The following is a 22,752-nucleotide window of genomic DNA, read 5'->3' as shown; positions in this document are numbered from 1 at the left end:
CGAATGTGACATCTATTCACTCAAGAACACGGAAGAATATTTTATTTTTCAGATAAAAATTTTGAATCTTATATAAATTTAAGCCTGCACTATGTTGTTTCTAAATATTATTGCAACGACTTGAGTTTATTCCGAATCTTCAATTAGCCATTAACATTATGGCATCGTCTTCGAATCTTATTTTTTTATCTCAATAAATACCATATTGTCGATTTATTCATATCATCTGCAATAAATCCATCTGTAGGCTGTTTTTATCAGAAAGACAAATCATGTCGCCCTACTCTAGTCGGTGAGACTTTTTTTTGGCATGATGAATTCAGCTCTTCACTGAATAACGATAAATGGAACAAATGCGTTGGTTAGAACTGCTTTCGACAGTTCGTATGGGTAGCAAAAAACAAAGTTCAGAACAGGCACGTAGCCCATTTCATAAAGATTATGACCGCATTATCTTCTCACAAAGTTTCCGCCAGCTGAACCGCAAAACCCAGGTTCATCCGCTAACTCAACACGATGGCATTCACACCCGTTTAACCCATTCGCTTGAAGTGTCGTGTATTGGACGTTCCCTGGGCATGCTGGCCGCGGAAAAAATTAAAGATCAACTCCCAGTTTGGATTTCCCCTGCCGATGTCGGTGCCATTATTCAGGCCGCATGTTTGGCGCATGATATTGGCAATCCGCCTTTCGGACATGCCGGTGAATATGCCATTCGCGAATGGTTTGATGATGCTTCACATGGCAACTTTTTAGAAAAACTCACGCCTGAAGAACAGGCGGATGTACGCCAATTTGAAGGCAATGCCCAAGGTTTACGCTTACTGACTAAAATTGACTATCATCCCAATGATGGCGGTATGCGCTTAACTTACGCAACCTTAGGGGCTTACTTAAAGTATCCGTGGCTGTCTAAAACCATTGCCTCACAAGGCGACCGCCCTGCCAGTCAACGGGCAAAGTTTGGTTGTTATCAATCCGAAAAAGAGATTTTGAAGCAAATTGCCGAACAGCTTGGTTTAATTCAGCTGGGTGAATATCATTATTGCCGTCATCCACTGACCTATTTATTAGAAGCTGCAGATGATATCTGCTATGCCCTGATTGATCTGGAAGATGGCATTATTTTAAACATGCTATCTTATGAAGAAGTGGAACCCATTTTCCTTGACCTGATTGCTGATTATGGAACACCTCAAGAACTGTCTATGCCAACCACCACATGGCAGCAAAAAATTGCCGCTTTACGTGGTCGTGTGATGAAACGACTGGTAGATGAAGTCACGAGTGCCTTTGCCAGACATCACTATGAGATTTTGTCAGGCCAACTTAAAGGTAGCTTATTGCAATATTGCTCTCAAGATATTGAACGCGGCATTGAACGGGCAAAAAATCTGGCCCGTGAAAAAATCTTTGAACATCCGCAAAAGGCCGGACTGGAAATTATTGCGCATCAAAGCCTGCAAAATATTTTAGATGCCTTTATTCCGCTGACTACACCCCATAAGACTTTGAGCTTTAAAGAACAGCGTTTAATGTCCATGCTGCAACGTGCCGGAGTCAATTTTCAAAGTAATCATTATGAAAATATTATGCAGGTGCTAGATATTATTTCGAAATTTTCAGACCATCAGGCTTATAACTTGTCGCAAGAGTTACAGGGCAATAAAGCCGGCTTGATGTAAAGCTATTGCAGATATGCTGGCTAAAATTTTCACCAGATTTAAAAAATTATACGTGAGCATTTTGCCTTTCGTGCAAATGCTCACTACTATGCAACCAACGATAGATAAGTGAAAAACTCAAAATGATTGGATGTCTCATTGGTGAAGTACTGGCTTTAGAAGCACCGACAGTACTGTTAAATGTAAATGGTGTGGGCTATGAAGTGGATACTCCGCTTTCTACATTTTGCCAGTTACAGAAAGGCCAAAAAGTCACCTTATGGACGCATCTTGCCGTTCGTGAAGATGCTCAGCTTTTATATGGCTTCTTGAATGCTCAAGAGAAAATCATTTTCCGTACCCTGCTGAAAGTCAACGGTGTGGGGCCTAAAATGGCACTCGGCATTTTATCGACCTTAAGTGTAGAAATGCTGATTCATACCGTTGAACATGAAGATATCAACAGCTTGGTGAAAGTTCCGGGTGTAGGCAAGAAAACCGCTGAACGCTTGATGATTGAACTGCGTGACCGTTTTAAAGCGATGTCTGCCGGCACTGCCAATAATCCTGCATCAGCACAGCAAATCCAGTTTAGTGGTAACTCGGCTGTTGCTGAAGCCGAAGCTGCCTTGCAATCTTTAGGTTATAAACCTTTAGAAGCACAGAAACTGGTGAATGCAGCCAAAGGTGACTTCACCGAGGCCTCTGATATTATTCGCGCCGCATTAAAATCGATGAATAAATAACCTCATAATTTGAAGTTATAGGTGTAAATAGATGCAATGAAAGGCAGCATGGATGCTGCCGCAGAAATATGGCATATGGACATGCCATTATTTCTGCAAAGGGTTTTGTTACTTTTGCCCTGTCAAAAGTAAGGCATCGCCTACGCGAAAGCAGTGAATATCTTTCATCATTCGCGGCCGTGCAACTAAATATGCTATGTATGACCATAACGCGACAATCGAATTCACGAAAATAGAACTGACTTAATATGCAAGACCGTCTCATCAGTGGTTCTGAAAAACCCGAAGATCATTTTGATCGTGCCATTCGCCCCACTTCCCTCGATGACTACATTGGTCAACCAGTGGTACGCGAGCAAATGGAAATCTTTATTGGCGCCGCACGCGGACGTGGTGAAGCACTCGACCATACCTTAATTTTTGGTCCACCGGGTTTAGGTAAAACCACACTGGCCAATATTATTGCCCGCGAGATGGGCGGTAATTTAAAGTCAACTTCCGGCCCGGTACTGGAACGTGCCGGCGATTTGGCAGCCATGCTGACCAATCTGGAAGAGGGTGACGTTTTATTTATTGATGAAATCCACCGTCTTTCTCCAGTGATTGAAGAAATTTTGTATCCAGCCATGGAAGATTATCAGCTGGATATCATGATTGGTGAAGGACCCGGTGCACGTTCCATTAAGCTGGATTTACCGCCATTTACCTTGGTGGCAGCAACAACTCGTGCAGGCTTGCTCACCTCACCGCTACGTGACCGTTTTGGTATTGTGCAGCGTTTAGAATTTTATTCAGTTGCAGACCTGACGCACATTGTTTCACGTTCAGCCAGCTTAATGGACGTTCCGATGACCGCTGATGGTGCACAAGAAATTGCCCGTCGTGCACGTGGTACACCGCGTATTGCCAACCGTTTATTACGTCGCGTGCGTGACTATGCTCAAGTCAAAGGTACGGGTGAAGTCACTCAGGATATGGCGCAACGTGCATTGGACATGTTGAATGTCGATAAAGATGGCTTAGATACATTAGACCGTCGTTACTTAAGCATGCTGTTAGAACGTTTTGATGGTGGGCCTGCCGGTGTGGAAGCTTTGGCAGCGGCAATGGCAGAAGATTCAGGTACTCTGGAAGATGTAATTGAGCCTTATCTGATTCAGCAAGGTTATACCATGCGTACAGCACGTGGTCGTATTGCCACTAATATGGCGTATTTGCAGTTTGGAATGACACCACCAGAGCCGAAGTGATAAGTAATTTGAAAAGGCAGCTTAGGTTCATTAGTATTTCATAGCCTATTTTAAGCAAGCTTTGGATATACGAGTGTGGCAGGGATGCCACACGTTAGCCACCCATTGCGCCGCGTTTTAAAGCAGTGCTTAAAACTGGCTCAGGACATACCTTCAATCCAACAAAGGGATTTTGTTACTTTTGTCCCGTCAAAAGTAAGTAAACCTTACGCAAATAAAAAATAAACCAAGTATAATATTTGAAGATGTGCATACAACCTAGTTCTATTAACTTATTTTCCTTACAAAATCATATCCGTACTTAAAAAAGATCTAAGACTTAGAAATTACCCTCACCTCTTCTACCAGCATCAACTCACACGCACCATTCCCTGTATCTTCACGACTTAAAGAACTGCGCCACTTCCAGCCATCAGCAGCCGTGACTTCAACCAATTGCCCTTTTAAATAAATCAAATCGTCCTGATCAATAGCTTTCAGCTGCTTTGCAATCTGTTTCGAGGCAGGAATTAAATGCGTATTGGCACTATGCGTTGAAATTTCATTGACTGGAATAGGTGGGGCATTTTCATAACGCCAGTAATACCAGCGGTTGCTCTGACTAATCGACAACTGCTTATAAACAGCAGGATTGTTCATGCTGCCCCATCCCAAAGCAAAATCAACTGGACTAAGTTCTGCCTCTCGCCCAAAACTATAGTCTTCTCTTGATAAAACCCGAAACTCGCCAGCATACGCTTCAAGATTTTTCATACTATAACCATCAAACTGATGGATTCCTTGAGCAGATTGATAATCAGCAGCCTCTGAAATACCTTTATCCGGTTTCAGCCAGTAATTCCACAGTGCAAACCCCAAGGCTAAAATAATTATGTATTTCAAAAAGCGACTCATCTAAATCTCGTATGTTTAGTTATGCTGTAATAACTTAATAATAAATGGAATCGGATTAAATCTCGGGGTCACAGATCCGAAAATTAACTTTTACAACAACCACAATTTATAAAAGCTAATTTCAAAGTAAGATACATAAATTTACAAAGTAAAAGTATCAATAAAAACCTTATATTCCAATCACTAAAATAAATTATACCTTAAAAGTATATTTAAGATACCTACAGAGTTTTGATTAAATTTAAAACAATATGCAATTCTAAAAAGTAACTTTAACTATTTCAAACTCTTAAGGTTCTCCCAAGATATGAACATGTACAAGCAGATCTCCCTTTGCCTTCCATTTATCTTTTGTAGCCAACTCAGCCTTGCTGACTGGATTGATGATTCCGTTAAAAATGTAGAAGCCCACACCATTAAGCTGCGGGAACATATTCATCAGCATCCTGAACTTGGCAACATGGAATTCAAAACTTCTGAGCTGGTACAAAAAGAGTTGAAATCCTATGGCATTGAAGTGCGTAAAGGTTATGCCAAAACCGGTGTAATTGGTGTACTGAAAGGCGCTAAACCCGGTCCAGTCATGGCACTCCGTGCAGATATGGATGCATTACCCATTGAAGAAAAAACAGGACTTCCTTTTGCTAGCAAAGCCAAAGCCATGTATCAAGGTGTAGAAACGCATGTCATGCATGGCTGTGGTCATGATGCGCATACAGCCATGTTATTGGGCGCAGCCAAAGCCCTGGCGGCGAATAAAGATAAAATTGCAGGCACCGTGGTATTTGTATTCCAGCCAGCTGAAGAAGGCGGAGCCGATGTCGATAACTTTAGCCAAGGACATTTAATCGGTTCACGTAAAATGATTGCCGATGGTGCATTGAACAATCCTAAACCGGAAGTCATTTTTGGTATGCATGTAATGGCAGGCATGCCTAGCGGTAATATTTTATATAAAGATGGCGCGATTCTGAACAGTGCTGATCATTTACGCATTCAAGTAAATGGTAAACAGGTACATGGTTCCATGCCTTGGCTTGGTCGTGATCCGATCTATGCATCATCACAAATGATCAACAACATGCAAAGTTTAGTCAGCAGGAAGGCGGACTTGACCAAAGGTATGGGCGTGGTGAGTATTGGTAGCATTCACGGTGGTACAACAGGTAACGTCATTCCAGATCAAGTCAATATGGTGGGTACAATCCGCTCCAATAATGAAGATGTGCGCCAAGGAATATTAAAAGACCTACCGAAAATGATTGAGCATAATGCCGCTGCAAATGATGTCACTGCAAAAGTGGAAATTGCGCCATATGCGCCTGTGACCACCAATGATAAAAGCCTAACTAAGCTGATGCAGCCTACACTTGCTCAGGTGAATGGAGAAAATAAACTGCATGTACTGGACAACAATGCCAGTGCCAGTGAAGATTTTTCTTATTATGGTCAGCTCATGCCGTCTTTGTTTGTCTTTGTAGGCGCAACGCCTGCCGATCAGGACATGGCCAAAGCCGCACCTAACCATAACCCTTTATTTATTGTTGATAATGCGACTTTAAAAACCGGGGTAGAAAGCCATGTGCGCTTTATTCTGGATTATCCAAAGGTTGCCGAACAAGTACAGGCAGACTGGAAAAAGAGCCAAACTGCAAAAAAATAAATGACATTTGTTATAAAAGTGAGCATCCTGTGCTCACTTTTTTATAGCTCAAAGTTTTGTTGATTGCCTGTAGAATAGATTCCATTTGAAACCTTGTGCCATTGGACTCAAATTTCATGATGCTAAACTGCAACGCATTACACAGCTTGACTCTTGGCAATAATAGCGTCGCATTCACAGACGCCATATTTACTAAAAGCCAAGCTCAAAATGCAAAATTGAATCATAAAGCGGGATACCATCATGGCGAATAAATTCGAATTCAACATTCGTGTATATATTGAAGACACTGATGCAGGCGGCATTGTCTATCATGCAAACCATATTCGTTTTATGGAACGTACGCGTACTGAATGGTTGCGTGCCTCAGGCGTTGACCACTACTGGCACCAAAAAGATTACAACTTTGTGGTACATAAAATTAACGTGAAATATTCACGCCCTATCCTTATGGATGATCTGATTACCGTTACTGCAAGTGTAGTTTCGTGTAAAGCGACATCTTTTGTATTGCAACAAAATATTTATCGTGGTGAAATCATGCTTGCATCTGGTGAGGTCGAGTTGGCATGTATCAGTGTAGACGGCATGCGTCCAACACGACTTCCTGAAGAAATCCGTACACTAATTCTGAAAGAGTTAGGACAAGACTAAAAAAATTTATTGGCACATTGTAACTATGGCAACACAACTAGAATCTTCACTACACGTATCAGATCTTATTTTACAAGCAAGTCCTGTCGTTCAACTGGTAATGCTGCTGCTACTCCTGGCATCATTATACAGTTGGTATCTGATTGCCAAGTTACATATGAGTTATAAAAAAGCCCAGGCAGATGATGAACATTTCCAAAAAATCTTCTGGTCGGGTGCCGAATTAAACACTCTTTACAACAATGCCCAGCTCAATTCCAAACGTGTCGGTCTGGAAGATATCTTCTATCAGGGCTTGGGTGAATTTTTAAAGCTGACAAAACGCAATGCACCGGCACAGCAAAGCATTGAAGGTACAGAACGCCTGTTACGCGTCGGCTTAAGCCGTGACCAGGGCAATCTGGAACAAGGTTTGGGTGTATTGGCAAGTATTGGTTCAGTTGCGCCTTATGTGGGCTTGTTCGGTACCGTTTGGGGCATTATGAATGCCTTTATTGGTCTGGCAGATGTTGACCAGGTAACACTGGCCACTGTTGCTCCGGGTATTGCCGAAGCATTGATTGCCACTGCTATTGGTCTGTTTGCAGCCATTCCGGCTGTTTTGGCATTTAACCATTTCACTGCTAAAGGTGAAGCTGTCTATTCAGACCGTGCTTTGTTTGCCGAAGAAATGGTGGCGCTATTACAACGTCAAACTGTGGGTTCTACACAGGAAAATGACTAATGGCGATTCAACGTTCCGGACGCTTTGAGCGTATCAAAAAACCGTTAAAAAGTGACATGAATGTCGTCCCTTATATCGACGTCATGCTGGTGCTTCTGGTGATTTTCATGGTCACTGCACCTATGATTACGACCGGTGTAAAAGTTGATTTGCCTCAAGCCAATGGCACCCCCATGCAGGCCGAAGACCGCCCTGCCATTGTCACGCTTGAATCAGATGGCACCATTAAACTTGAAGATAAATCACATAGTAATGATGTGCTCACACTCGATGAATTAAAAGCCGTGCTGACTGAATCGCAACGTGAAGCGTCAGAACAGAAAAAACAAATGAGCGTACTGATTAACGGCAGTGAATCTCGTCCTTATGGTGAAGTCATGAAACTCATGTCTGCCCTACAGGATGCAGGATTAACTCAAGTAGGTTTACTGACTGAGCCATTAAAATAATTTATGAAAGATTTCACAAAGCCACAATCTAAAGAAAAAACGATTGCGCTTGGATTTACCATCGGTGTCCATGTGGTGGCAATGACTGGCTTACTTTTTTTAGGCATGAGTAAACCACCTGAGCCTCCTAAAAAGATCACGACGGTTTTAGTTAAACCTGAAGATTTATTGCCAGCTGAACCCGTACCTGTGGAACAAACCGATTCAGCAGAAACTACCCATGAAAAAGTAGCAGAACAGGTTCAACAAACAGCAGAACCAAGTGTTGAGCCCGCTCCTGTAATACCAGTTGCCCCACCAACACCAGCTCCAGCTCCAGCTCCAGCTCCAGCTCCAGCTCCAGCTCCAGCTCCAGCTCCAGCTCCAGCTCCAGCTCCAGCTCCAGCTAAACCTGATACAAATAAAGCAGCAGAGCAAGCCAAAGCCGCTGCTGAAGCCATGCAAAAAGCCGAAAAACAAGCTGCTGAAAATGCAAAAATTGCTGCGGCTAATAAACTAAAAGCGCAAGCTGAGGCAGCCGAAAAAGCCAATGTAAAAGCTGCGGCTCAAGCTAAGGCTGATGCTGCTGCAAAAACGGAAGCAGATGCCAAACGTAAAGCAGATCAGGCTGAACGTGCAAAAGCAGAAAAAGTAAAAGCGGATGCATTAAGAAAGGCAGAAGCGGATAAACAGCGTGCTGAAGCCGCCGCAAAAGCCAAAACTGATGCTGCAACGGCTGTAAAAGCCAAAGCCGATGCAGCTAACAAAGCTAAAGCAGATGCTGCGGCAAAAGCCAAAGTGGACACCGCTAATAAAGCTAAAGCAGATGCGGCTGCAAAAGCAAAAACGGATGCAGCGAATAAAGCCAAGGCTGATGCCGCTGCAAAAGCTAAGGCCGATGCAGCCAATAAAGCTAAAGCTGACGCTGCTAACAAAGCCAAAGCAGATGCCGCTGCAAAAGCTAAAGCTGATGCAGAAGCGCGTGAACGTGCAGCTAAAGAGGCCAAAGCATCATCTGCTAAACAAGCTGCTGAAGAAGCCGCGACCAAAAAAGCGGAAGCAAAGAAAATTGCCTCAACTGCAAAACGTGACTTTGAAAATAAAATCAAACGTGCGTGGGATATTCCGAGTGGTTCATCAGGTCAAAAAGCCACTGCCCGCGTTACTTTAAGTGATAGCGGTTCGGTTCAATCGGTGATTGTTAACTCTAGTGATCCAGACATGAAAGCCAGTGTAGAAGCAGCTGTTCGGTCAGCAGCTCCCTACCCAATGCCTTCTGACCCAGATGCACGACGTGAAGCAAGAACATTTACTTCAACCTTTACAGCAAAATAAAGCTAAAATCGCATCAATTTTCGATTGATGCGGTTTTTTTTGATCTTTAAACTATGGAATTGAAAAAATAGCTGAAATTTTATTCACTTTTCACAGTCTAATAACAGTTTAGTCCTCATGATGTGCTTCCAATCATTCAAAATCATGCCATTATGTCACACAAGCAAATTCACAATAATTTACATCTTTTAGAGTACGTAGCGGATGATGGAAATGACGCGTAAACATCTACTTTGCCTAACCGTTTTAACAGCTTTAAGCCCAGTTTTAGCGACACAGTCTTATGCACAATTGCATTTGGAAATTGCTAAAGCACCAGAAGAAGCACCAAAAATTGCCATTATTCCGTTTAATAATGATCAAAGCATCTATCCTATTGTCGAAAATGACCTGAACCGTTCCGGCAAATTTTCCAGCGCTTCCAAGAATCTCCCTGCAACAGCGAGTATGAATAATCCAAATGCCGAAGCCTGGAAATCTGCCGGTGTACCTTATGTGGTGACCGGTACGGTAAAAACTACCGACAATGGTAGTTTTGAAGTTCATTACCAGCTCTACGATATCGAAAAACAGCAGTATCTATTAAATGAATTATTGACTGTCCCTGCGTCACGTATCCGCCAAGCTGGACACATGATTAGTGATGCAATTTATCAGGCATTAACGGGTATTATGGGGGACTTTAGCGGACGTATTGCCTATGTACTGCGCAACCCGGCAACCCCTGAACAGCGCTATACCTTGCAAATTGCCGATACCGATGGTGAACAGCCAAAAACTATTTTGACCTCTCGTGATCCGATCTTGTCACCGGCCTGGACACCAGATGCCAAAAAAATTGCCTACGTTTCATTTGAAACCAAACGCCCAGCCATTTATGTACAAGACTTGGCGACTGGAAAACGTGAAAAACTGGCGAGCTTCCGTGGTTTGAATGGTGCACCAAGTTTCTCGCCGGATGGCAAGAGCATGCTGTTTACTGCTTCCCTGCATGGCAATCCAGAAATTTATCAGATGAACCTGGATACGCGTGAACTACAACGTATGACCAATGACAGTGCGATCGATACCGAAGCACGTTACGCTCCAGATGGTAAATCCTTTATTTTTACCTCAGACCGAGGCGGCTCACCGCAAATTTATAGCTATAATTTTGCAAATAGCACCAGTAAACGCCTGACTTTCCGCGGTGCATTCAATGCACGTGGTACCTTAAGTGCTGATGGTAAAAAAGTTGCACTGGTACATCGTCCAAGCGGTAGTAACTACAAGGTTGCCATTCAGGACATCAATACCGGCATTACCAATATCCTCACCCCGACCAGTCTGGATGAGTCACCAAGTTTCTCGCCAAATGGTCAGATGGTGGTCTATGCCACACGTGAAGGCAACCGTGGCTTATTGTCCATCATGTCACTGGATGGCCGTTTCCGCATGAACTTGCCAAGTGAACAGGGCGAGGTTCGCGAACCGGCTTGGGCACCAAAATAACAATTTAATTTTATTAATCTAAAGTAATGATAATCATGGAGATAAAGATGAAAGCAGTTCAATTATTGGTCCTTCCTGTTCTTGCTACAGCATTGGTGATGACTGGATGTGCCAGCCGCAAGCCTGCTGCTGAAATTCAGGCAGGACAAAATCCGAGCGGAGCCACTACCGTCAGTACTGAAGGTCTAAGTGAAGATGCAGCCTTGAATGCACAAAACCTGGCAGGTGCGTCATCTAAAGGTGTTACTGCGGCAAATAAAGCATTTTTAGCGAAACGTGTGGTTCACTTTGACTATGACAGTAGCGAACTGTCAAACGACGACTATCAAACCCTTCAGGCACATGCACAATTCCTTGTCGCCAATGCCAATTCTAAAGTGGCTTTAACTGGCCATACCGATGAACGTGGAACACGCGAATACAACATGGCTTTGGGTGAACGTCGCGCCAAAGCGGTAGAAAGCTTCCTCATTACCAACGGTGTCGCTGCAACTCAATTAGAAGCAGTGAGCTATGGTAAGGAAATGCCAATTAATGCAGGTCATGATGAGAATGCATGGAAAGAGAACCGTCGTGTAGAACTTAACTACGAAGCAGTTCCTCCCTTATTAAAATAAGGGGTTCCAAAAAAAAGCGCTCTATTTTGAGCGCTTTTTTTAAGCTTTTTCAGATTCTTCGGAATCTTGTTTCGGGCTTTGCATAGATTCTATCAAATCATGCTTGTTGAATTTTTTATATTCCGCTTTCGCTTCATAACCTTTCCAGGCTTCTTTCACTTTTTCGGCAGAAATATCTTCTAAATTCATAGCTTCATTTGGCGTTGGAGTCGCATCAAACTTTTGCGTTGTCATAACTGTGCTCCTATCACGTTTTCCATAACCTATAGACCTCAACATAGCATTTTTTACAGAACTTACAAGAGTAAAATCGCGACAAATAGTCGAGTTTAATTGTTCTTTTGCTGCGTTCTCATCTAAAATGGTTGCCCATATTCTTTTGATAATTTTTTATCATTTTTTAATTGGAGTTTTCCTGTCATGTCATACCTCAGCCTTTCCCAATATTTACAACAACAAAACGGGAATCTAACCCCTGAACTGGCTCAAGTTATTGAAACGATTGGTAATACATGTAAGGACATCGATCAATTATTGCAAAAAGGTGCTTTAGCTGGCGTTCTAGGTAGTGCACAACACGAAAATGTTCAAGGTGAAGAACAAAAGAAACTTGACGTTATTTCAAATGATTATTTAATTGATGCGTTAAAAGTACATGCTGAAGTTGGCGGTTTAGCATCTGAAGAATTGGATGAATTCACGCCTGCGCAAGAAAATGGTAAATATCTTGTATTGTTTGATCCATTGGATGGTTCTAGCAACATCGACATCAACATGTGTGTAGGTACTATTTTCTCAATTCTTCCTGCAAAACATGCAGTAACACAAGCTGAAGACTTCTTGCAAGCAGGTACCAACCAGGTTGCAGCAGGTTATGTACTCTATGGCCCCTCAACCATGATGGCACTTACTGTCGGTGCTGGCGTTGTATTCTTTACTTTCGACCCTGAAACCAAAGAATTCTTGCTCACTAAAGATGCGATTACTGTAGCTGCCGATACTAAAGAGTATGCCATCAATGCATCGAATCAACGTCACTGGGAAGCACCGGTAAAACGTTATATCGAAGAATTACTTGCAGGTAAAACAGGCCCGCGTGAAAAAGACTTTAACATGCGTTGGGTGGCTTGTATGGTGGGTGATATCCACCGCATTCTTTGCCGTAGCGGTATCTTTATGTACCCATATGACACTAAAGATCCGAAAAAAGCCGGCCGTTTACGCTTAATGTATGAAGCGAATCCGATGAGTATGCTGATGGAACAGGCAGGCGGCGCATCTACAACTGGTCGTGTACGTATTCTAGAGATTCAGCCGACTGAACTTCATCAACGTGTACCTGTGGTGATTGGTTCTAAAAATGAAGTTGACCTCGTAACGCACTACCATAATTAATTTTTTATAGCGGAAGTAAGTCCTCATGACTTGCTTCCGTGGATTTGATCTCCCATGCCTACTATTTTTCTAGAATCAAAAGATAATCCTAAAATTAAGCATTTACGCGGCTTAATTGAGCAAAATTCATATCGTAAAAAACAAGGTCAAACCGTACTTGAAGGTACCCATTTGTGTTTGGCCTGGTTAGCAGAAGATAGAAAAATCAAATCTATTTTTACCACCGAACAGGCTTTAAACCATCCTGATTTTGATCTGATTGCTGAACAATATCAGGGCGCAATCTTTGTCATTAGTGAATCCTTGTACAAGGATTTAAGTACCTTGGGTACTACCCTTGCATGTCTTGCCATTGTCGATTTACCCAGTTCACGCCATGCCCTCGATTTCACGGCTGACACCTTGATTCTGGAAAATATCCAAGATCCGGGCAATGTCGGCACTTTGCTCCGCTCTGCAGCTGCAGCAGGTATTCAGCAAATTGTCTGTACCAAAGGTTCAGCTTCACTGTGGTCGCCACGGGTACTGCGTGCCGGAATGGGTGCACATTTTTCTTTGCACACTTATGAAAATGTGACACTTGAAGATATTTTGGATCAATTCAAGATTCCTGTTTACGTTACCAGTTCACATGAATCAGAGAGCTTATATTCCAAGGATTTAACCCAATCTTGTGTCTGGATTTTAGGCAATGAAGGTCAAGGTGTTTCTGAATACGCCCTTGCACATGCACAGGCAGTTTCGATTCCCCAACCTGGTGGACAAGAGTCTCTAAACGTTGCCATTGCCGGTTCTGTCTGCTTCTTTGAAATGGTTCGTCAACGTTTATAAACGTCTCATTCGTTACTTTATTTTAAACATCCCTCGTCAATGTTTAAAAATAGATTACACTAGAAAAATAATAATTTTTTTGTCAACCAAACCATTATTTCCAGCGTTATAGGTATATGAATATGGAAATAATGGTGGGTATCCAATGACAGGATTTTCCATCTCTATGGATTCAGCACCGAGACAGTCTAAGTCGGAAAATTTGAGTACTCTGAAGAGTACGGCTGAACAACGCCTGAAAATTTTTATGCAGGATGTGACTGGACGTGCTTTAGTCATGATGGAGAGTGCAACCCAAGGTCAACAAGGCATTGCAATGGATCTCGTGCAGGAAGCATTTATTTCCTTGCATAAGGCATATGCCGATAAGTCGACCGATGAGTGGTATCCCCTGTTTTACACCATTTTGAATCATAAACTGCAAGACTGGCGCAGAAAAGAAGCCCGTCGAGCACAACCTTTTTCTTTTTTTAAAAAGGTAAGCCTAGATGATGACGATATCGAACTGAATGATATTGTTGATGAAAATACACCTAGTCCATTCGATTTTCTTGATCAAGCCGTAACTGCCGAAGAAATACAGGAAGCTATCGCTCAGCTTCCTGTTCGTCAGCAACAAGCTTTTATGCTGCGTGCTTGGGAAGGTTTTGATACACACACGACTGCACAAATTATGGAATGCAGTGAAGGGAGTGTAAAAACCCATTATCACCGTGCTATTCAAGGTCTCCGAGCTTCTTTAGCACATTTGAATCCATATCGTGGAGGGTCATCAGAATGAAGCAAGATGATTTCTTAAAACAAGTTACTTCCAAACTCGATGGACTCGCACAACATCACAAAGCCAAACCTGCTGTGATGAATCATGTGATTGAAGAAATTCAAGCGCGAGAAACATCCCGTTATGGACTTTGGAAAATGTCAGGTTTTGCTCTTGCCGCTGCAATTGCAGGATTCGTGGTGTTCCCAGATTCCATTGAAATGGCAACAAAACCTCAAAATCAGGTTGTGGTGACTCCGAAACTCTCTCCGCAAATGGTTGAAGATTTGGAGATGCTCATGGTTTTAGGTGAGGATAAGGTTCCACATGGCAGCTAAAAAATTAGCATTTGCTTTTTGTGCTCTCGGATTTTTACAAACCAGCTTTGCTGGCTTCGAACGTTTTTGGATTTTTTCCAAAGATGCCGACACACAAATAGCAGAAACCTGGGATACATTATCGGATAGTGAACAGCGCGCACTTATTCAACGCTACCAATCACTCAAAGAAATACCTGAAGCACAAGGCACAACCCTACAGCAACGTATGGATTGGTTTACCCAGCTTCCAGAGCAAGAAAAACAAAAAATGCGTGAAACCTGGCAAAAAATGAGCAGCCAAGAACGTAAAGAGTTGGGTATCCGTATGCAAAAGGCAACACCCGAAGAACGACCTCTGATTCGCGCTGAATATATCAGTAAATATTTACCCCAAACTGTAACCCATCATTAATTTGATATTATTGAAAAAGATTAAACTCATAAAAAAGCCGCTGAAATCAGCGGCTTTTTATTATTTCATTCGATAACGTCGATATAAACCTAAGCTTGCTAGAACAAATATCCCATAAATTCCAAATGAACCACCACCTGATGATGTATTGGTATTTTCAGCAGTGTTCATCAAAAAGATAGTAGCAGTATTTGATCCCAGTTCCTCAGCATCATATATTTTATAAGTCACCGGATAATCAAATCGACTTAAATTATTTTTAACTGCGAAATGTAATTTTCCACCATAACATATCTCGCCAGCATGACTACCAGGACAAGGACCTTGTCGTTCTGCAGTTAAGGTTAAGCCTGCTGGTAATTTCTCAATATGAATCGGAATTTCACCAATTTCTTTATCAGAATAAAATGATTTTTTAGCAGTTGATAAATGAGTTGTTGAACCATCTCCATCATCGCTATCATTTTCCAAAGGATTAACAGTAATTTCTAAGTTAGAACTTGGACTAATAGAATAAGTATCATCATTTGCAATAGGTGCAATGTTAGTAAAGCGTGCCTGTAAAATCCCTGAAGATGAAATACCTGTTGCTTTATTTAGAATCGTATACTTACAATATTCTGCCTTTGAAGCTACAGTTTCTTTACCATCTAAACGGTACATAATGATTCTTTTTAGGTCTGGCTTCCATTCACATTTTAAATTTGTATCAACTTTAATACTTGATAAATCTATACCACTTTGTGAGCCATTAAGGTCACCTACCCCTTGAGCTTCTGCAGTTATTTCATAATTATCACTATTTAGGGCTTTAAGTTGTCTAGCACCAGCCCCGGTAACTTCTACTTCATCTGGTAGTGCAAGCTTAAAAGGATCAACATAAATAGTACGATATTCCTGATATTGTTTTGTATATTTAAGCAGGTTTTCTGCCTTATTTAAATCATCGTTATACATCGTTAAATAATCAGGATTAGTATCTTTATTATTCACCAATGCTTTTAATTGATCATAATCTGCTTGCAAAGCATTAATAGTAATCACAGCAGAACTATTAATTAAATCTCCAATATCGGCTGCAGTAAGATGCATCATTTCTACAGAACCAATATCACAGCTATTGGTTAACGTAGGATTAAATACTAAAGTTGAACTAGTAACACGTTCAATTGCTCTTTGATCAACTTCACTACACCCTGTTGCTGAAACATCCACTAGATCAGTATTTGTTTTATTATCTTTTGGATAATATAACGGTAAATACAAATTATAGTCTGAACCTTCCTGATAACTTGATAATATTGAAGTCATACTAATGTTTGAAACATCTATATTATTGGCAATATTTCTTGTGCTTACATTATTGCTAGCCGGATCAGGTAAAGTACATTTACTCACTCCATCTAATTCTACTGCATTATTAACTGCAGTCATATCTATATTATTTAGAGCTATATTTTTAGCACTTGTATAACTACAAGACTCTCCCACATTATAAGCAAGTACATTAAAATTTAAATTTTTATTACCATTTTCATCATAATACAATATATTATTTGCTGTGTTTTCTACTATCGTATTACTGTTTAAAATCAAAGAGGATAATGAGCTTAAAGGATGCCCAGTAGAGTCTACATTATTAATAATTGAGCTATTGCTACTACTAGCAATATTTTTTGCGATAGTATTTGCACTTAAATTTGCCACAACATAACCACAAAAATCTAAAGTACTTGAACTATTATTCAAATTTCCATTTTTGACAATACTGCTATTGGTAATACTGATATTAGCTTTGGTTTTAATTAAATTTGCTGTACAGTCCATAGCCAGAACACTGCCAGTAATAGCGTTATTTCCTTCTACTAAAGTGTGATTAAGTGATAGAGACTTTTCAGAATTTTGCGCAACAAAATAAACTGCCCCACCACTTTTTTCTGATTTAGATGCTGTAATTGCACTATTATCCATAAATAATGGACCAGCCACATATAAAGCTCCCCCATCCCCTTTAGAATAGCCTTTTGTTAGCTCTACATCCAGAAGTGTTAATGCAGATTCACTTCCTAACGTATTAAAGAGACGGGTCTTATTTTGCCCACTAATTTTACTTACTAATTTCCCCATAAGTGGATAATCATTTGTTAAAGGACTCTTTTTACCCCAATCTGCTGGAGATTTTCCTTGTATAATGATTTGGCTTGTGGGACTAATTTCTTTTTCTAATTTATATTCTCCAGCTTCTAGTTGAATAATATCTTTTTGACCATTTAGTGTGTTTCCAGCACTACAACCACCATAAGCTTTATTTAAACTTGCAGCTTGAACTGCCTCACGCAATGAACATTTATCAGAGTTTATATTATCTTCATCATCAAATGTATTCACATAAATTGTCTTATTCTCTGCTGCAATTAATGGCATCGCAGACAAAACCATTACGCATAGTAATCCTTTCTTATAATTTTTCATGGCTATATCCTTATTTTTTAAAGCGACGCAATCCAAATAAACCCAAGACCGCTATTACGCTAAAAATCCCAAATGAACCGCCGGAAGTTTTAACTGATTTATCTTCCATGTTATTTTCAGCTTCCTGCACAATTTGTACATTTACTTCCATATAAGGTTTACTTTTATTAAAGCGAGTAGAGGAAGTTACAACTCGAATCGTGAAAATATCAGCACCACGCCATGCACCATTTGGGGTATATACCAGATTCCCCTCCAAATCAATGGTCAGTTTTCCTTTAGAAGGAGTCTGTGTTTGCACAATCATTAAACATCCATCTTTCCATGGCTCACCAGTTTGATTTTCCGGGTAAATTTTGTCACATTCTTCTTTGGGTATAGGATCACTATCTCCCAACATATCGGCAATAGAAATTTTAGCAACTTGCCCAATCAACAAATCTTTACCTACCAAACCAATTGTGGCGGGTACAACAATTTCAATAGCACCACGATCGCAATTTTCTGCTTCTACATCTCTGCTTTTACCACGTTGATCAGAACCTTCGCATCCGATATATACATCTGAACTTGTTACTCGTGCTCGCCCTTTATTCACGATTAAAGAATTAGCAAGACTTGAATAGGAAAGTAAAATACGTGGACGGAAATAACCCAGGAAACTATTTTCAGACTGTTTATATGGACATAAAATTGACTGATCATCATCTTTCAATGATAAACAATTTCCTTCTATGTCATTTCCTGCAAATAATTGAGTACCTGTCCAAAATTCATTCTGATAATTTGCTGCCCCACTACCACAATCTTGGGAAACAACATTATTTAATAAAAAACTATGATCATTATTAAAACGACAGTCTGAACGCACCCCAGTAACCGGGTATGGGTTTCCTAAAAGGATACTATTACTTAAATAAGCTTTTTCTCGCGATGCATTAAATATTAAACCAGCAGTATTTGCGACAATCGTTAAGTTATTTAATCCCATACCATCAATTACATTCGCCACAGTACCTATATTCTTAAAAAAAGTACTGTTTGATATAGTGTATTTAACTAATGGAAATGCAGCAATTTCTGCATCTTCAAGTTGCTGAGCTGAATAAATATTCGCAGAAGTATTAGAACGTGTTTCATTCCCGGAAAAGACTGTGTTCATAATTTTAAACCCAGGCTTTTGACTGTAAATGATTCCACCTTCATCTGCGTGATTGTTTACGATTAAACTATTACTGATTTCTATATAACTGGCAAATGCTGGATGAGCAGTATTTATAGCTACATTATAAATCGCACCACCTTGTTCAGCATAACCACCTGATAATTTGACATAATCTAAGTACAAGCTTTCATTGTTATAAATTAAACCGCCATTTTGAGCACAATTTTGGTCAGTACAACCTGCTAAATTTACTTCTTTTAAATTAACAGTAAATCTTTTCTCAGCATCGGCATCATCTATATAAAAGATTTGATCTTTCCCAGTCATATGAATAGTTGCATTATTTAAACCCGGAATAGCATCTTCATTCACATTCGTTTCATAAGTGGTTTTAATTGTTAATTCGGCTTTAATAGTTAACTTTGAAGTAATTTTATAATTAGCTTTCTTTTCCAAAAGAATTGATGAGGTAGAATTTTCCCCACCACAACCATTATAACCTTCCTTAGGCATTCCCCGATTAACGTATTCTATTGCTTCACGTAATGAGCATTCCTTGTCATCTTTGGTAATATCTTCTGTAGTATTCACGATAATATCGGCACTATAAGCATGTCCTGCAACGCATAACATCCCTATACCTATGCTCCGTTTGAGCATACCTTTCTCCTTGTATTCTTTTATATATTTTTATTCTTAAGTTGCACATTCCCTGCAACATCGAACTATTTTGCTGTACTTTGTCACAGCTTGAATAATTACTCAAGATTTTTTATTGTTTACCGATATTCATCAATCAAGGCATAAATTTGTCTCAAATTTGCATGACTAATTTTGGTCTTCTCACCTTTTAACAGTTGAATCAGTTGTTCTAAAGTTTGCAATAAAATAGAAGTCTGATGAGGCCCATGCACCAGTAAATAATCGATAATTTGTTGATCTATATGAATGCCCCGGCGTGATAATACTGAGGTGACCAGTGCATAGCGGTCAGCATATAAACTTCCCGTTGGCACCTTAACGCTGACTGCCTGGGTCAAACGTGACTGTAAATCTGGTAGTTCAAGTTTTAATTCAATCGGTGCCAAACGGGAGGAAAAGACCAGCTGCCCACCTCCTTCATTATTGTAATTAATTAAATGAAAGACTGCTTTTTGCCAATGTGGAACACCACTAATCGCTTCAATATCATCTAATGCCACCAGATCATATTGATCTAATGAAGTAATCGCTTCAGTGGGTGCATCCAGCAATTCAAGCAGTGAAACCTGAATTGCCGACTTACCAATTTCCAGATAAGAATCACAAATAGCAGAAAGTAAATGGCTCTTGCCAGATCCTGCACCACCATATACATAAAAGCGGTTCATTAAACCCGCATGTAATTGTCGAACTGCATCAATAACATGTCCCCATCCCGGCCCAGAAAAATCGCTGATTCTGGCATCCAGTTGAGGTTCAATATCTAATTGCAGTTGACGCATATATGAGCTTTAACCTTCAGATTCTTTATTATCTATCAATCCAATCTTACTCGATTTTTCAGCATCTTGCAGATTTTTTACAGGCTGATCTTGTAGCTCTACATCAACATTCATCTGCCCGCTTTCAATTGAAACCGATCCGATATCTGCATTCTGTATCACCACTTGAGGTTGCCCATAAATACGACTCTTTTCATAACATTCACGCGCATGACGCAACAGCACCACAATGATGGCGGCTACTGGCAAAGCAATCAACATGCCCAAAAAACCCGCAAGCTGGGCACCAGCCAATACAGCAAACACCACAGCAACAGGAGACAGACCAATTTTATCGCCCAATAAGAAAGGTTGCAGAATATACCCTTCAACAGCCTGACCGATCATAAATACTACACCGACCAAGAGCAATTGCATCCAGTCCAGTCCAAATTGGAACATTGTCGCAATAACTGCCGCAATAATACCCACAGCAAAACCCAGATAAGGAATAATACTGGCTAGACCTGCAACCATGCCTATAATCAGACCAACTTCAAGTCCAATCATTTGCAAGCCCCCTGCATAGACCACGCCAAGCAAAAGCATCACTAGAAATTGACCTTTGACAAAAGCACCTAAAACACTGTGACATTCACTTACAATATTTAAGGTTGCCTTTTCATATGGGCGGGGAATCAATCTGCGAAAACTGTCCAGCATACGGTCCCAATCCAGCAAAAAATAAAAGGCAATGATTGGAATTAATATGATGGTTCCACCAATTTGAATAAAATTCAGACCAGACTGGGCGACTTTTAGAACCAGTGCTTGAACACTGTCTGCGCTATAATTGGTTTGAATATAGTCCATAATTGCTGAGGACATCTGCTCGGTATCGATTTCCATCGGTGCGAGGTTAAATGTATGAGACAACCAAGGCAGGACGGTATAGTTCACCCAGTGAATGCCTGCGGGAATGCTGGTTTTAGCATACATCAGCTGTTTCCAGACCAATGGAGCCAGATACCACATTGCCCAAGTCACTACGACCCCAATCCCTATAAAAACCACACTAATTGCTAGCCATCTTGGCAAGCCAATTTTATGTAATTTATCCACCAATGGACTGAATAAATAAGCAATTAAAAATGCCCCTATGAAAGGCAATACCACCGGTTTAAGCAAATACAGAACCCAAAGGATAAATGCGATTGCTGCAAGTATAAAAATGCGTCGTGAAGTGCGGTCGACCATAGAAACTCGCCTTTTTTCGGTTTATTTGTTCTAGACAGTAAAATATTTTAATAAAGATAGCATTTTAGCGCATAAATAACATAAGAGTTTCGTATATTCGGGTATAATCGCGGCGCGAATGCGGAGACTTCATTATGAGCAACTCAACTTCCCCTAACACTGGTTTAAGCTATAAAGATGCAGGTGTCGACATTGAGGCGGGCGACTTACTCGTCGATCGTATCAAATCTGTCGCAAAACGTACTTCTCGCCCTGAAGTCATGGGCGGACTAGGCGGTTTCGGTGCACTTTGTAAAATCCCTAAAGGTTATGAAGAACCTGTTCTCGTATCTGGCACAGATGGTGTTGGTACAAAATTACGTTTGGCATTGAATTTGAACCGTCATGACACAATTGGTCAGGACCTAGTTGCAATGTGTGTCAACGATCTTATTGTATGTGGTGCTGAACCATTATTCTTCCTTGATTACTATGCAACTGGTCATCTGAATGTTGACGTAGCAGCAAACGTAGTGACTGGTATTGGTAAAGGTTGTGAGCTTGCAGGCTGTGCATTAGTCGGTGGTGAAACTGCTGAAATGCCAGGCATGTATGAAGGCGAAGACTATGACCTAGCAGGCTTTTGTGTAGGTGTTGTTGAGCAAAGCAAGATTATTGATGGCTCTAAAGTTAAAGCTGGAGATGTTTTGATTGGAGTTGCTTCATCAGGTGCTCATTCAAACGGATACTCTCTACTTCGTAAAATCTTTGATGTAAAAAATGTTGATTTAACACAAATTGTGGATGGTCGACCATTAGCAGACACTGCAATGGAACCAACACGTATTTATGTTAAATCTATTCTTGAATTGCTTAAAGAAGTTGATGTTCATGCCATGGCGCACATCACTGGTGGGGGTTTACCAGGTAACTTACCTCGCGTACTTCCAAATGGTGCTCAAGCTGTAATTAACGAATCTTCATGGCAATGGCCAGAATTGTTTAAACTTCTTCAAAAAGAAGGTGGTGTTGAACAGTTCGAGATGTATCGTGCATTCAACTGTGGTGTAGGCATGGTCATTGCTGTCGACGCTACGGATGCTGAAAAAACCATTGAAGTTTTAACTGCTCAAGGCGAAAAAGCTTGGAAAATTGGTCATATCCAAGAAAATGCTGAATCAGTGGAAGGTGCAGACGAAAAAATCCGTGTGGTTTTTGCATAAGTACTTCGC

22 protein-coding genes are annotated in these 22,752 nt (G+C 40.7%); 16 read left to right on the top strand and 6 right to left on the bottom strand.

Going from position 1 to position 22,752, the window contains the following annotated elements:
• The first annotated feature begins 344 nt into the window (after window positions 1-344).
• The 3 genes from LZZ98_RS01310 (at window position 345) to ruvB (ending at window position 3,660) form a co-directional block, all read left to right on the top strand.
• Window positions 345-1,685 carry a deoxyguanosinetriphosphate triphosphohydrolase gene (locus LZZ98_RS01310; protein WP_237786323.1) on the top strand — a complete coding sequence of 447 codons (1,341 nt, stop codon included), beginning with the start codon at window positions 345-347 and terminating at the stop codon, window positions 1,683-1,685.
• 122 nt (window positions 1,686-1,807) lie between these two features.
• A complete protein-coding gene (ruvA, locus tag LZZ98_RS01305; RefSeq protein WP_237786322.1) occupies window positions 1,808-2,410 on the top strand; it encodes a Holliday junction branch migration protein RuvA in 603 nt (200 codons plus the stop codon).
• Between the two features lie 248 nt (window positions 2,411-2,658).
• Complete coding sequence (gene ruvB / locus LZZ98_RS01300; protein ID WP_237786321.1) at window positions 2,659-3,660, top strand: Holliday junction branch migration DNA helicase RuvB; 1,002 nt, start codon at window positions 2,659-2,661, stop codon at window positions 3,658-3,660.
• Between the two features lie 312 nt (window positions 3,661-3,972).
• Here ruvB and LZZ98_RS01295 read toward each other — a convergent pair whose 3' ends face one another.
• The gene (locus LZZ98_RS01295; RefSeq protein WP_237786320.1) at window positions 3,973-4,554 is read right to left on the bottom strand and encodes a hypothetical protein; all 582 of its coding nucleotides are present in this window, start codon (window positions 4,552-4,554) and stop codon (window positions 3,973-3,975) included.
• Between the two features lie 313 nt (window positions 4,555-4,867).
• Here LZZ98_RS01295 and LZZ98_RS01290 point away from each other — a divergent pair, with 313 nt between their 5' ends.
• From LZZ98_RS01290 to pal, 7 genes are all read left to right on the top strand, one after another.
• Window positions 4,868-6,217 (top strand): amidohydrolase, encoded by a 1,350-nt coding sequence (locus LZZ98_RS01290; RefSeq protein WP_237786319.1) that lies wholly within the window; start codon window positions 4,868-4,870, stop codon window positions 6,215-6,217.
• A 243-nt stretch (window positions 6,218-6,460) separates the two neighbouring features.
• Window positions 6,461-6,871 (top strand): tol-pal system-associated acyl-CoA thioesterase, encoded by a 411-nt coding sequence (ybgC, locus tag LZZ98_RS01285; protein WP_086196177.1) that lies wholly within the window; start codon window positions 6,461-6,463, stop codon window positions 6,869-6,871.
• Window positions 6,872-6,896: 25 nt separating this feature from the next.
• On the top strand, window positions 6,897-7,595 hold the full coding sequence (gene tolQ / locus LZZ98_RS01280) for a protein TolQ (RefSeq protein ID WP_086175604.1): 699 nt from the start codon (window positions 6,897-6,899) through the stop codon (window positions 7,593-7,595).
• Complete coding sequence (tolR, locus tag LZZ98_RS01275) at window positions 7,595-8,044, top strand: protein TolR (RefSeq protein ID WP_237786318.1); 450 nt, start codon at window positions 7,595-7,597, stop codon at window positions 8,042-8,044. Before tolQ ends, tolR begins: the two co-directional genes overlap by 1 nt.
• Before the next feature lie 3 nt (window positions 8,045-8,047).
• On the top strand, window positions 8,048-9,358 hold the full coding sequence (gene tolA, locus LZZ98_RS01270) for a cell envelope integrity protein TolA (protein WP_237786317.1): 1,311 nt from the start codon (window positions 8,048-8,050) through the stop codon (window positions 9,356-9,358).
• A gap of 207 nt (window positions 9,359-9,565) precedes the next feature.
• Complete coding sequence (gene tolB / locus LZZ98_RS01265; protein WP_237786391.1) at window positions 9,566-10,849, top strand: Tol-Pal system beta propeller repeat protein TolB; 1,284 nt, start codon at window positions 9,566-9,568, stop codon at window positions 10,847-10,849.
• A gap of 47 nt (window positions 10,850-10,896) precedes the next feature.
• Window positions 10,897-11,466 (top strand): peptidoglycan-associated lipoprotein Pal, encoded by a 570-nt coding sequence (gene pal, locus LZZ98_RS01260; RefSeq protein WP_086175608.1) that lies wholly within the window; start codon window positions 10,897-10,899, stop codon window positions 11,464-11,466.
• A gap of 39 nt (window positions 11,467-11,505) precedes the next feature.
• On the opposite strand, the gene LZZ98_RS01255 is transcribed toward pal, so the two are convergent.
• The gene (locus LZZ98_RS01255) at window positions 11,506-11,700 is read right to left on the bottom strand and encodes an NF038105 family protein (RefSeq protein ID WP_237786316.1); all 195 of its coding nucleotides are present in this window, start codon (window positions 11,698-11,700) and stop codon (window positions 11,506-11,508) included.
• A 186-nt stretch (window positions 11,701-11,886) separates the two neighbouring features.
• On the opposite strand from LZZ98_RS01255, the gene LZZ98_RS01250 reads away from it, so the two are divergent.
• From LZZ98_RS01250 to LZZ98_RS01230, 5 genes are all read left to right on the top strand, one after another.
• On the top strand, window positions 11,887-12,861 hold the full coding sequence (locus LZZ98_RS01250) for a class 1 fructose-bisphosphatase (protein WP_086175610.1): 975 nt from the start codon (window positions 11,887-11,889) through the stop codon (window positions 12,859-12,861).
• 54 nt (window positions 12,862-12,915) lie between these two features.
• The gene (locus LZZ98_RS01245; RefSeq protein ID WP_237786315.1) at window positions 12,916-13,692 is read left to right on the top strand and encodes a TrmH family RNA methyltransferase; all 777 of its coding nucleotides are present in this window, start codon (window positions 12,916-12,918) and stop codon (window positions 13,690-13,692) included.
• Between the two features lie 166 nt (window positions 13,693-13,858).
• On the top strand, window positions 13,859-14,473 hold the full coding sequence (locus LZZ98_RS01240; RefSeq protein ID WP_237786314.1) for an RNA polymerase sigma factor: 615 nt from the start codon (window positions 13,859-13,861) through the stop codon (window positions 14,471-14,473).
• Complete coding sequence (locus tag LZZ98_RS01235; protein WP_237786313.1) at window positions 14,470-14,790, top strand: hypothetical protein; 321 nt, start codon at window positions 14,470-14,472, stop codon at window positions 14,788-14,790. Before LZZ98_RS01240 ends, LZZ98_RS01235 begins: the two co-directional genes overlap by 4 nt.
• Window positions 14,780-15,184, top strand: coding sequence for a DUF3106 domain-containing protein (locus tag LZZ98_RS01230; protein ID WP_086175614.1), 405 nt, complete (start codon window positions 14,780-14,782; stop codon window positions 15,182-15,184). The genes LZZ98_RS01235 and LZZ98_RS01230 overlap by 11 nt, the downstream gene beginning before the upstream one ends.
• Window positions 15,185-15,244: 60 nt before the next feature.
• Here the strand turns inward: LZZ98_RS01230 and LZZ98_RS01225 are convergent, their stop codons facing one another.
• The 4 genes from LZZ98_RS01225 to cxpE all read right to left on the bottom strand — a co-directional run bounded on the left by LZZ98_RS01225 (window position 15,245) and on the right by cxpE (window position 21,541).
• Complete coding sequence (locus LZZ98_RS01225) at window positions 15,245-17,656, bottom strand: CSLREA domain-containing protein (protein WP_237786312.1); 2,412 nt, start codon at window positions 17,654-17,656, stop codon at window positions 15,245-15,247.
• 10 nt (window positions 17,657-17,666) lie between these two features.
• Window positions 17,667-19,481, bottom strand: coding sequence for a rhombotarget A (rbtA, locus tag LZZ98_RS01220; protein ID WP_237786311.1), 1,815 nt, complete (start codon window positions 19,479-19,481; stop codon window positions 17,667-17,669).
• A gap of 119 nt (window positions 19,482-19,600) precedes the next feature.
• Window positions 19,601-20,305 carry a DnaA regulatory inactivator Hda gene (gene hda, locus LZZ98_RS01215; RefSeq protein ID WP_237786310.1) on the bottom strand — a complete coding sequence of 235 codons (705 nt, stop codon included), beginning with the start codon at window positions 20,303-20,305 and terminating at the stop codon, window positions 19,601-19,603.
• A 9-nt stretch (window positions 20,306-20,314) separates the two neighbouring features.
• A complete protein-coding gene (gene cxpE, locus LZZ98_RS01210; protein ID WP_237786309.1) occupies window positions 20,315-21,541 on the bottom strand; it encodes a chloramphenicol efflux transporter CxpE in 1,227 nt (408 codons plus the stop codon).
• 134 nt (window positions 21,542-21,675) lie between these two features.
• Here cxpE and purM point away from each other — a divergent pair, with 134 nt between their 5' ends.
• The gene (purM, locus tag LZZ98_RS01205; protein WP_237786308.1) at window positions 21,676-22,743 is read left to right on the top strand and encodes a phosphoribosylformylglycinamidine cyclo-ligase; all 1,068 of its coding nucleotides are present in this window, start codon (window positions 21,676-21,678) and stop codon (window positions 22,741-22,743) included.
• The last annotated feature ends 9 nt before the right edge of the window (window positions 22,744-22,752 follow it).

It is taken from the genome of Acinetobacter sp. SM34 (assembly GCF_022012365.1).
In the GTDB taxonomy this organism is placed as follows: domain Bacteria; phylum Pseudomonadota; class Gammaproteobacteria; order Pseudomonadales; family Moraxellaceae; genus Acinetobacter.
Note: the sequence above shows the minus strand (reverse complement) of the source record. Positions and strands in the feature narration are given on the sequence as shown.

Excerpts from the sequence above, each read along its gene's own strand:
- hda (WP_237786310.1), bottom strand. The coding sequence starts at position 20,305 with ATGCGTCAACTGCAATTAGATATTGAACCTCAACTGGATGCCAGAATC.
- LZZ98_RS01290 (WP_237786319.1), top strand. The coding sequence starts at position 4,868 with ATGTACAAGCAGATCTCCCTTTGCCTTCCATTTATCTTTTGTAGCCAA.
- purM (WP_237786308.1), top strand. The coding sequence starts at position 21,676 with ATGAGCAACTCAACTTCCCCTAACACTGGTTTAAGCTATAAAGATGCA.
- LZZ98_RS01310 (WP_237786323.1), top strand. The coding sequence starts at position 345 with ATGGAACAAATGCGTTGGTTAGAACTGCTTTCGACAGTTCGTATGGGT.
- ybgC (WP_086196177.1), top strand. The coding sequence starts at position 6,461 with ATGGCGAATAAATTCGAATTCAACATTCGTGTATATATTGAAGACACT.
- ruvA (WP_237786322.1), top strand. The coding sequence starts at position 1,808 with ATGATTGGATGTCTCATTGGTGAAGTACTGGCTTTAGAAGCACCGACA.
- ruvB (WP_237786321.1), top strand. The coding sequence starts at position 2,659 with ATGCAAGACCGTCTCATCAGTGGTTCTGAAAAACCCGAAGATCATTTT.
- cxpE (WP_237786309.1), bottom strand. The coding sequence starts at position 21,541 with ATGGTCGACCGCACTTCACGACGCATTTTTATACTTGCAGCAATCGCA.
- tolA (WP_237786317.1), top strand. The coding sequence starts at position 8,048 with ATGAAAGATTTCACAAAGCCACAATCTAAAGAAAAAACGATTGCGCTT.
- tolR (WP_237786318.1), top strand. The coding sequence starts at position 7,595 with ATGGCGATTCAACGTTCCGGACGCTTTGAGCGTATCAAAAAACCGTTA.
- LZZ98_RS01245 (WP_237786315.1), top strand. The coding sequence starts at position 12,916 with ATGCCTACTATTTTTCTAGAATCAAAAGATAATCCTAAAATTAAGCAT.
- LZZ98_RS01255 (WP_237786316.1), bottom strand. The coding sequence starts at position 11,700 with ATGACAACGCAAAAGTTTGATGCGACTCCAACGCCAAATGAAGCTATG.
- LZZ98_RS01235 (WP_237786313.1), top strand. The coding sequence starts at position 14,470 with ATGAAGCAAGATGATTTCTTAAAACAAGTTACTTCCAAACTCGATGGA.
- LZZ98_RS01230 (WP_086175614.1), top strand. The coding sequence starts at position 14,780 with ATGGCAGCTAAAAAATTAGCATTTGCTTTTTGTGCTCTCGGATTTTTA.
- tolQ (WP_086175604.1), top strand. The coding sequence starts at position 6,897 with ATGGCAACACAACTAGAATCTTCACTACACGTATCAGATCTTATTTTA.
- tolB (WP_237786391.1), top strand. The coding sequence starts at position 9,566 with ATGGAAATGACGCGTAAACATCTACTTTGCCTAACCGTTTTAACAGCT.
- LZZ98_RS01225 (WP_237786312.1), bottom strand. The coding sequence starts at position 17,656 with ATGAAAAATTATAAGAAAGGATTACTATGCGTAATGGTTTTGTCTGCG.
- LZZ98_RS01250 (WP_086175610.1), top strand. The coding sequence starts at position 11,887 with ATGTCATACCTCAGCCTTTCCCAATATTTACAACAACAAAACGGGAAT.
- rbtA (WP_237786311.1), bottom strand. The coding sequence starts at position 19,481 with ATGCTCAAACGGAGCATAGGTATAGGGATGTTATGCGTTGCAGGACAT.
- LZZ98_RS01240 (WP_237786314.1), top strand. The coding sequence starts at position 13,859 with ATGGATTCAGCACCGAGACAGTCTAAGTCGGAAAATTTGAGTACTCTG.
- pal (WP_086175608.1), top strand. The coding sequence starts at position 10,897 with ATGAAAGCAGTTCAATTATTGGTCCTTCCTGTTCTTGCTACAGCATTG.
- LZZ98_RS01295 (WP_237786320.1), bottom strand. The coding sequence starts at position 4,554 with ATGAGTCGCTTTTTGAAATACATAATTATTTTAGCCTTGGGGTTTGCA.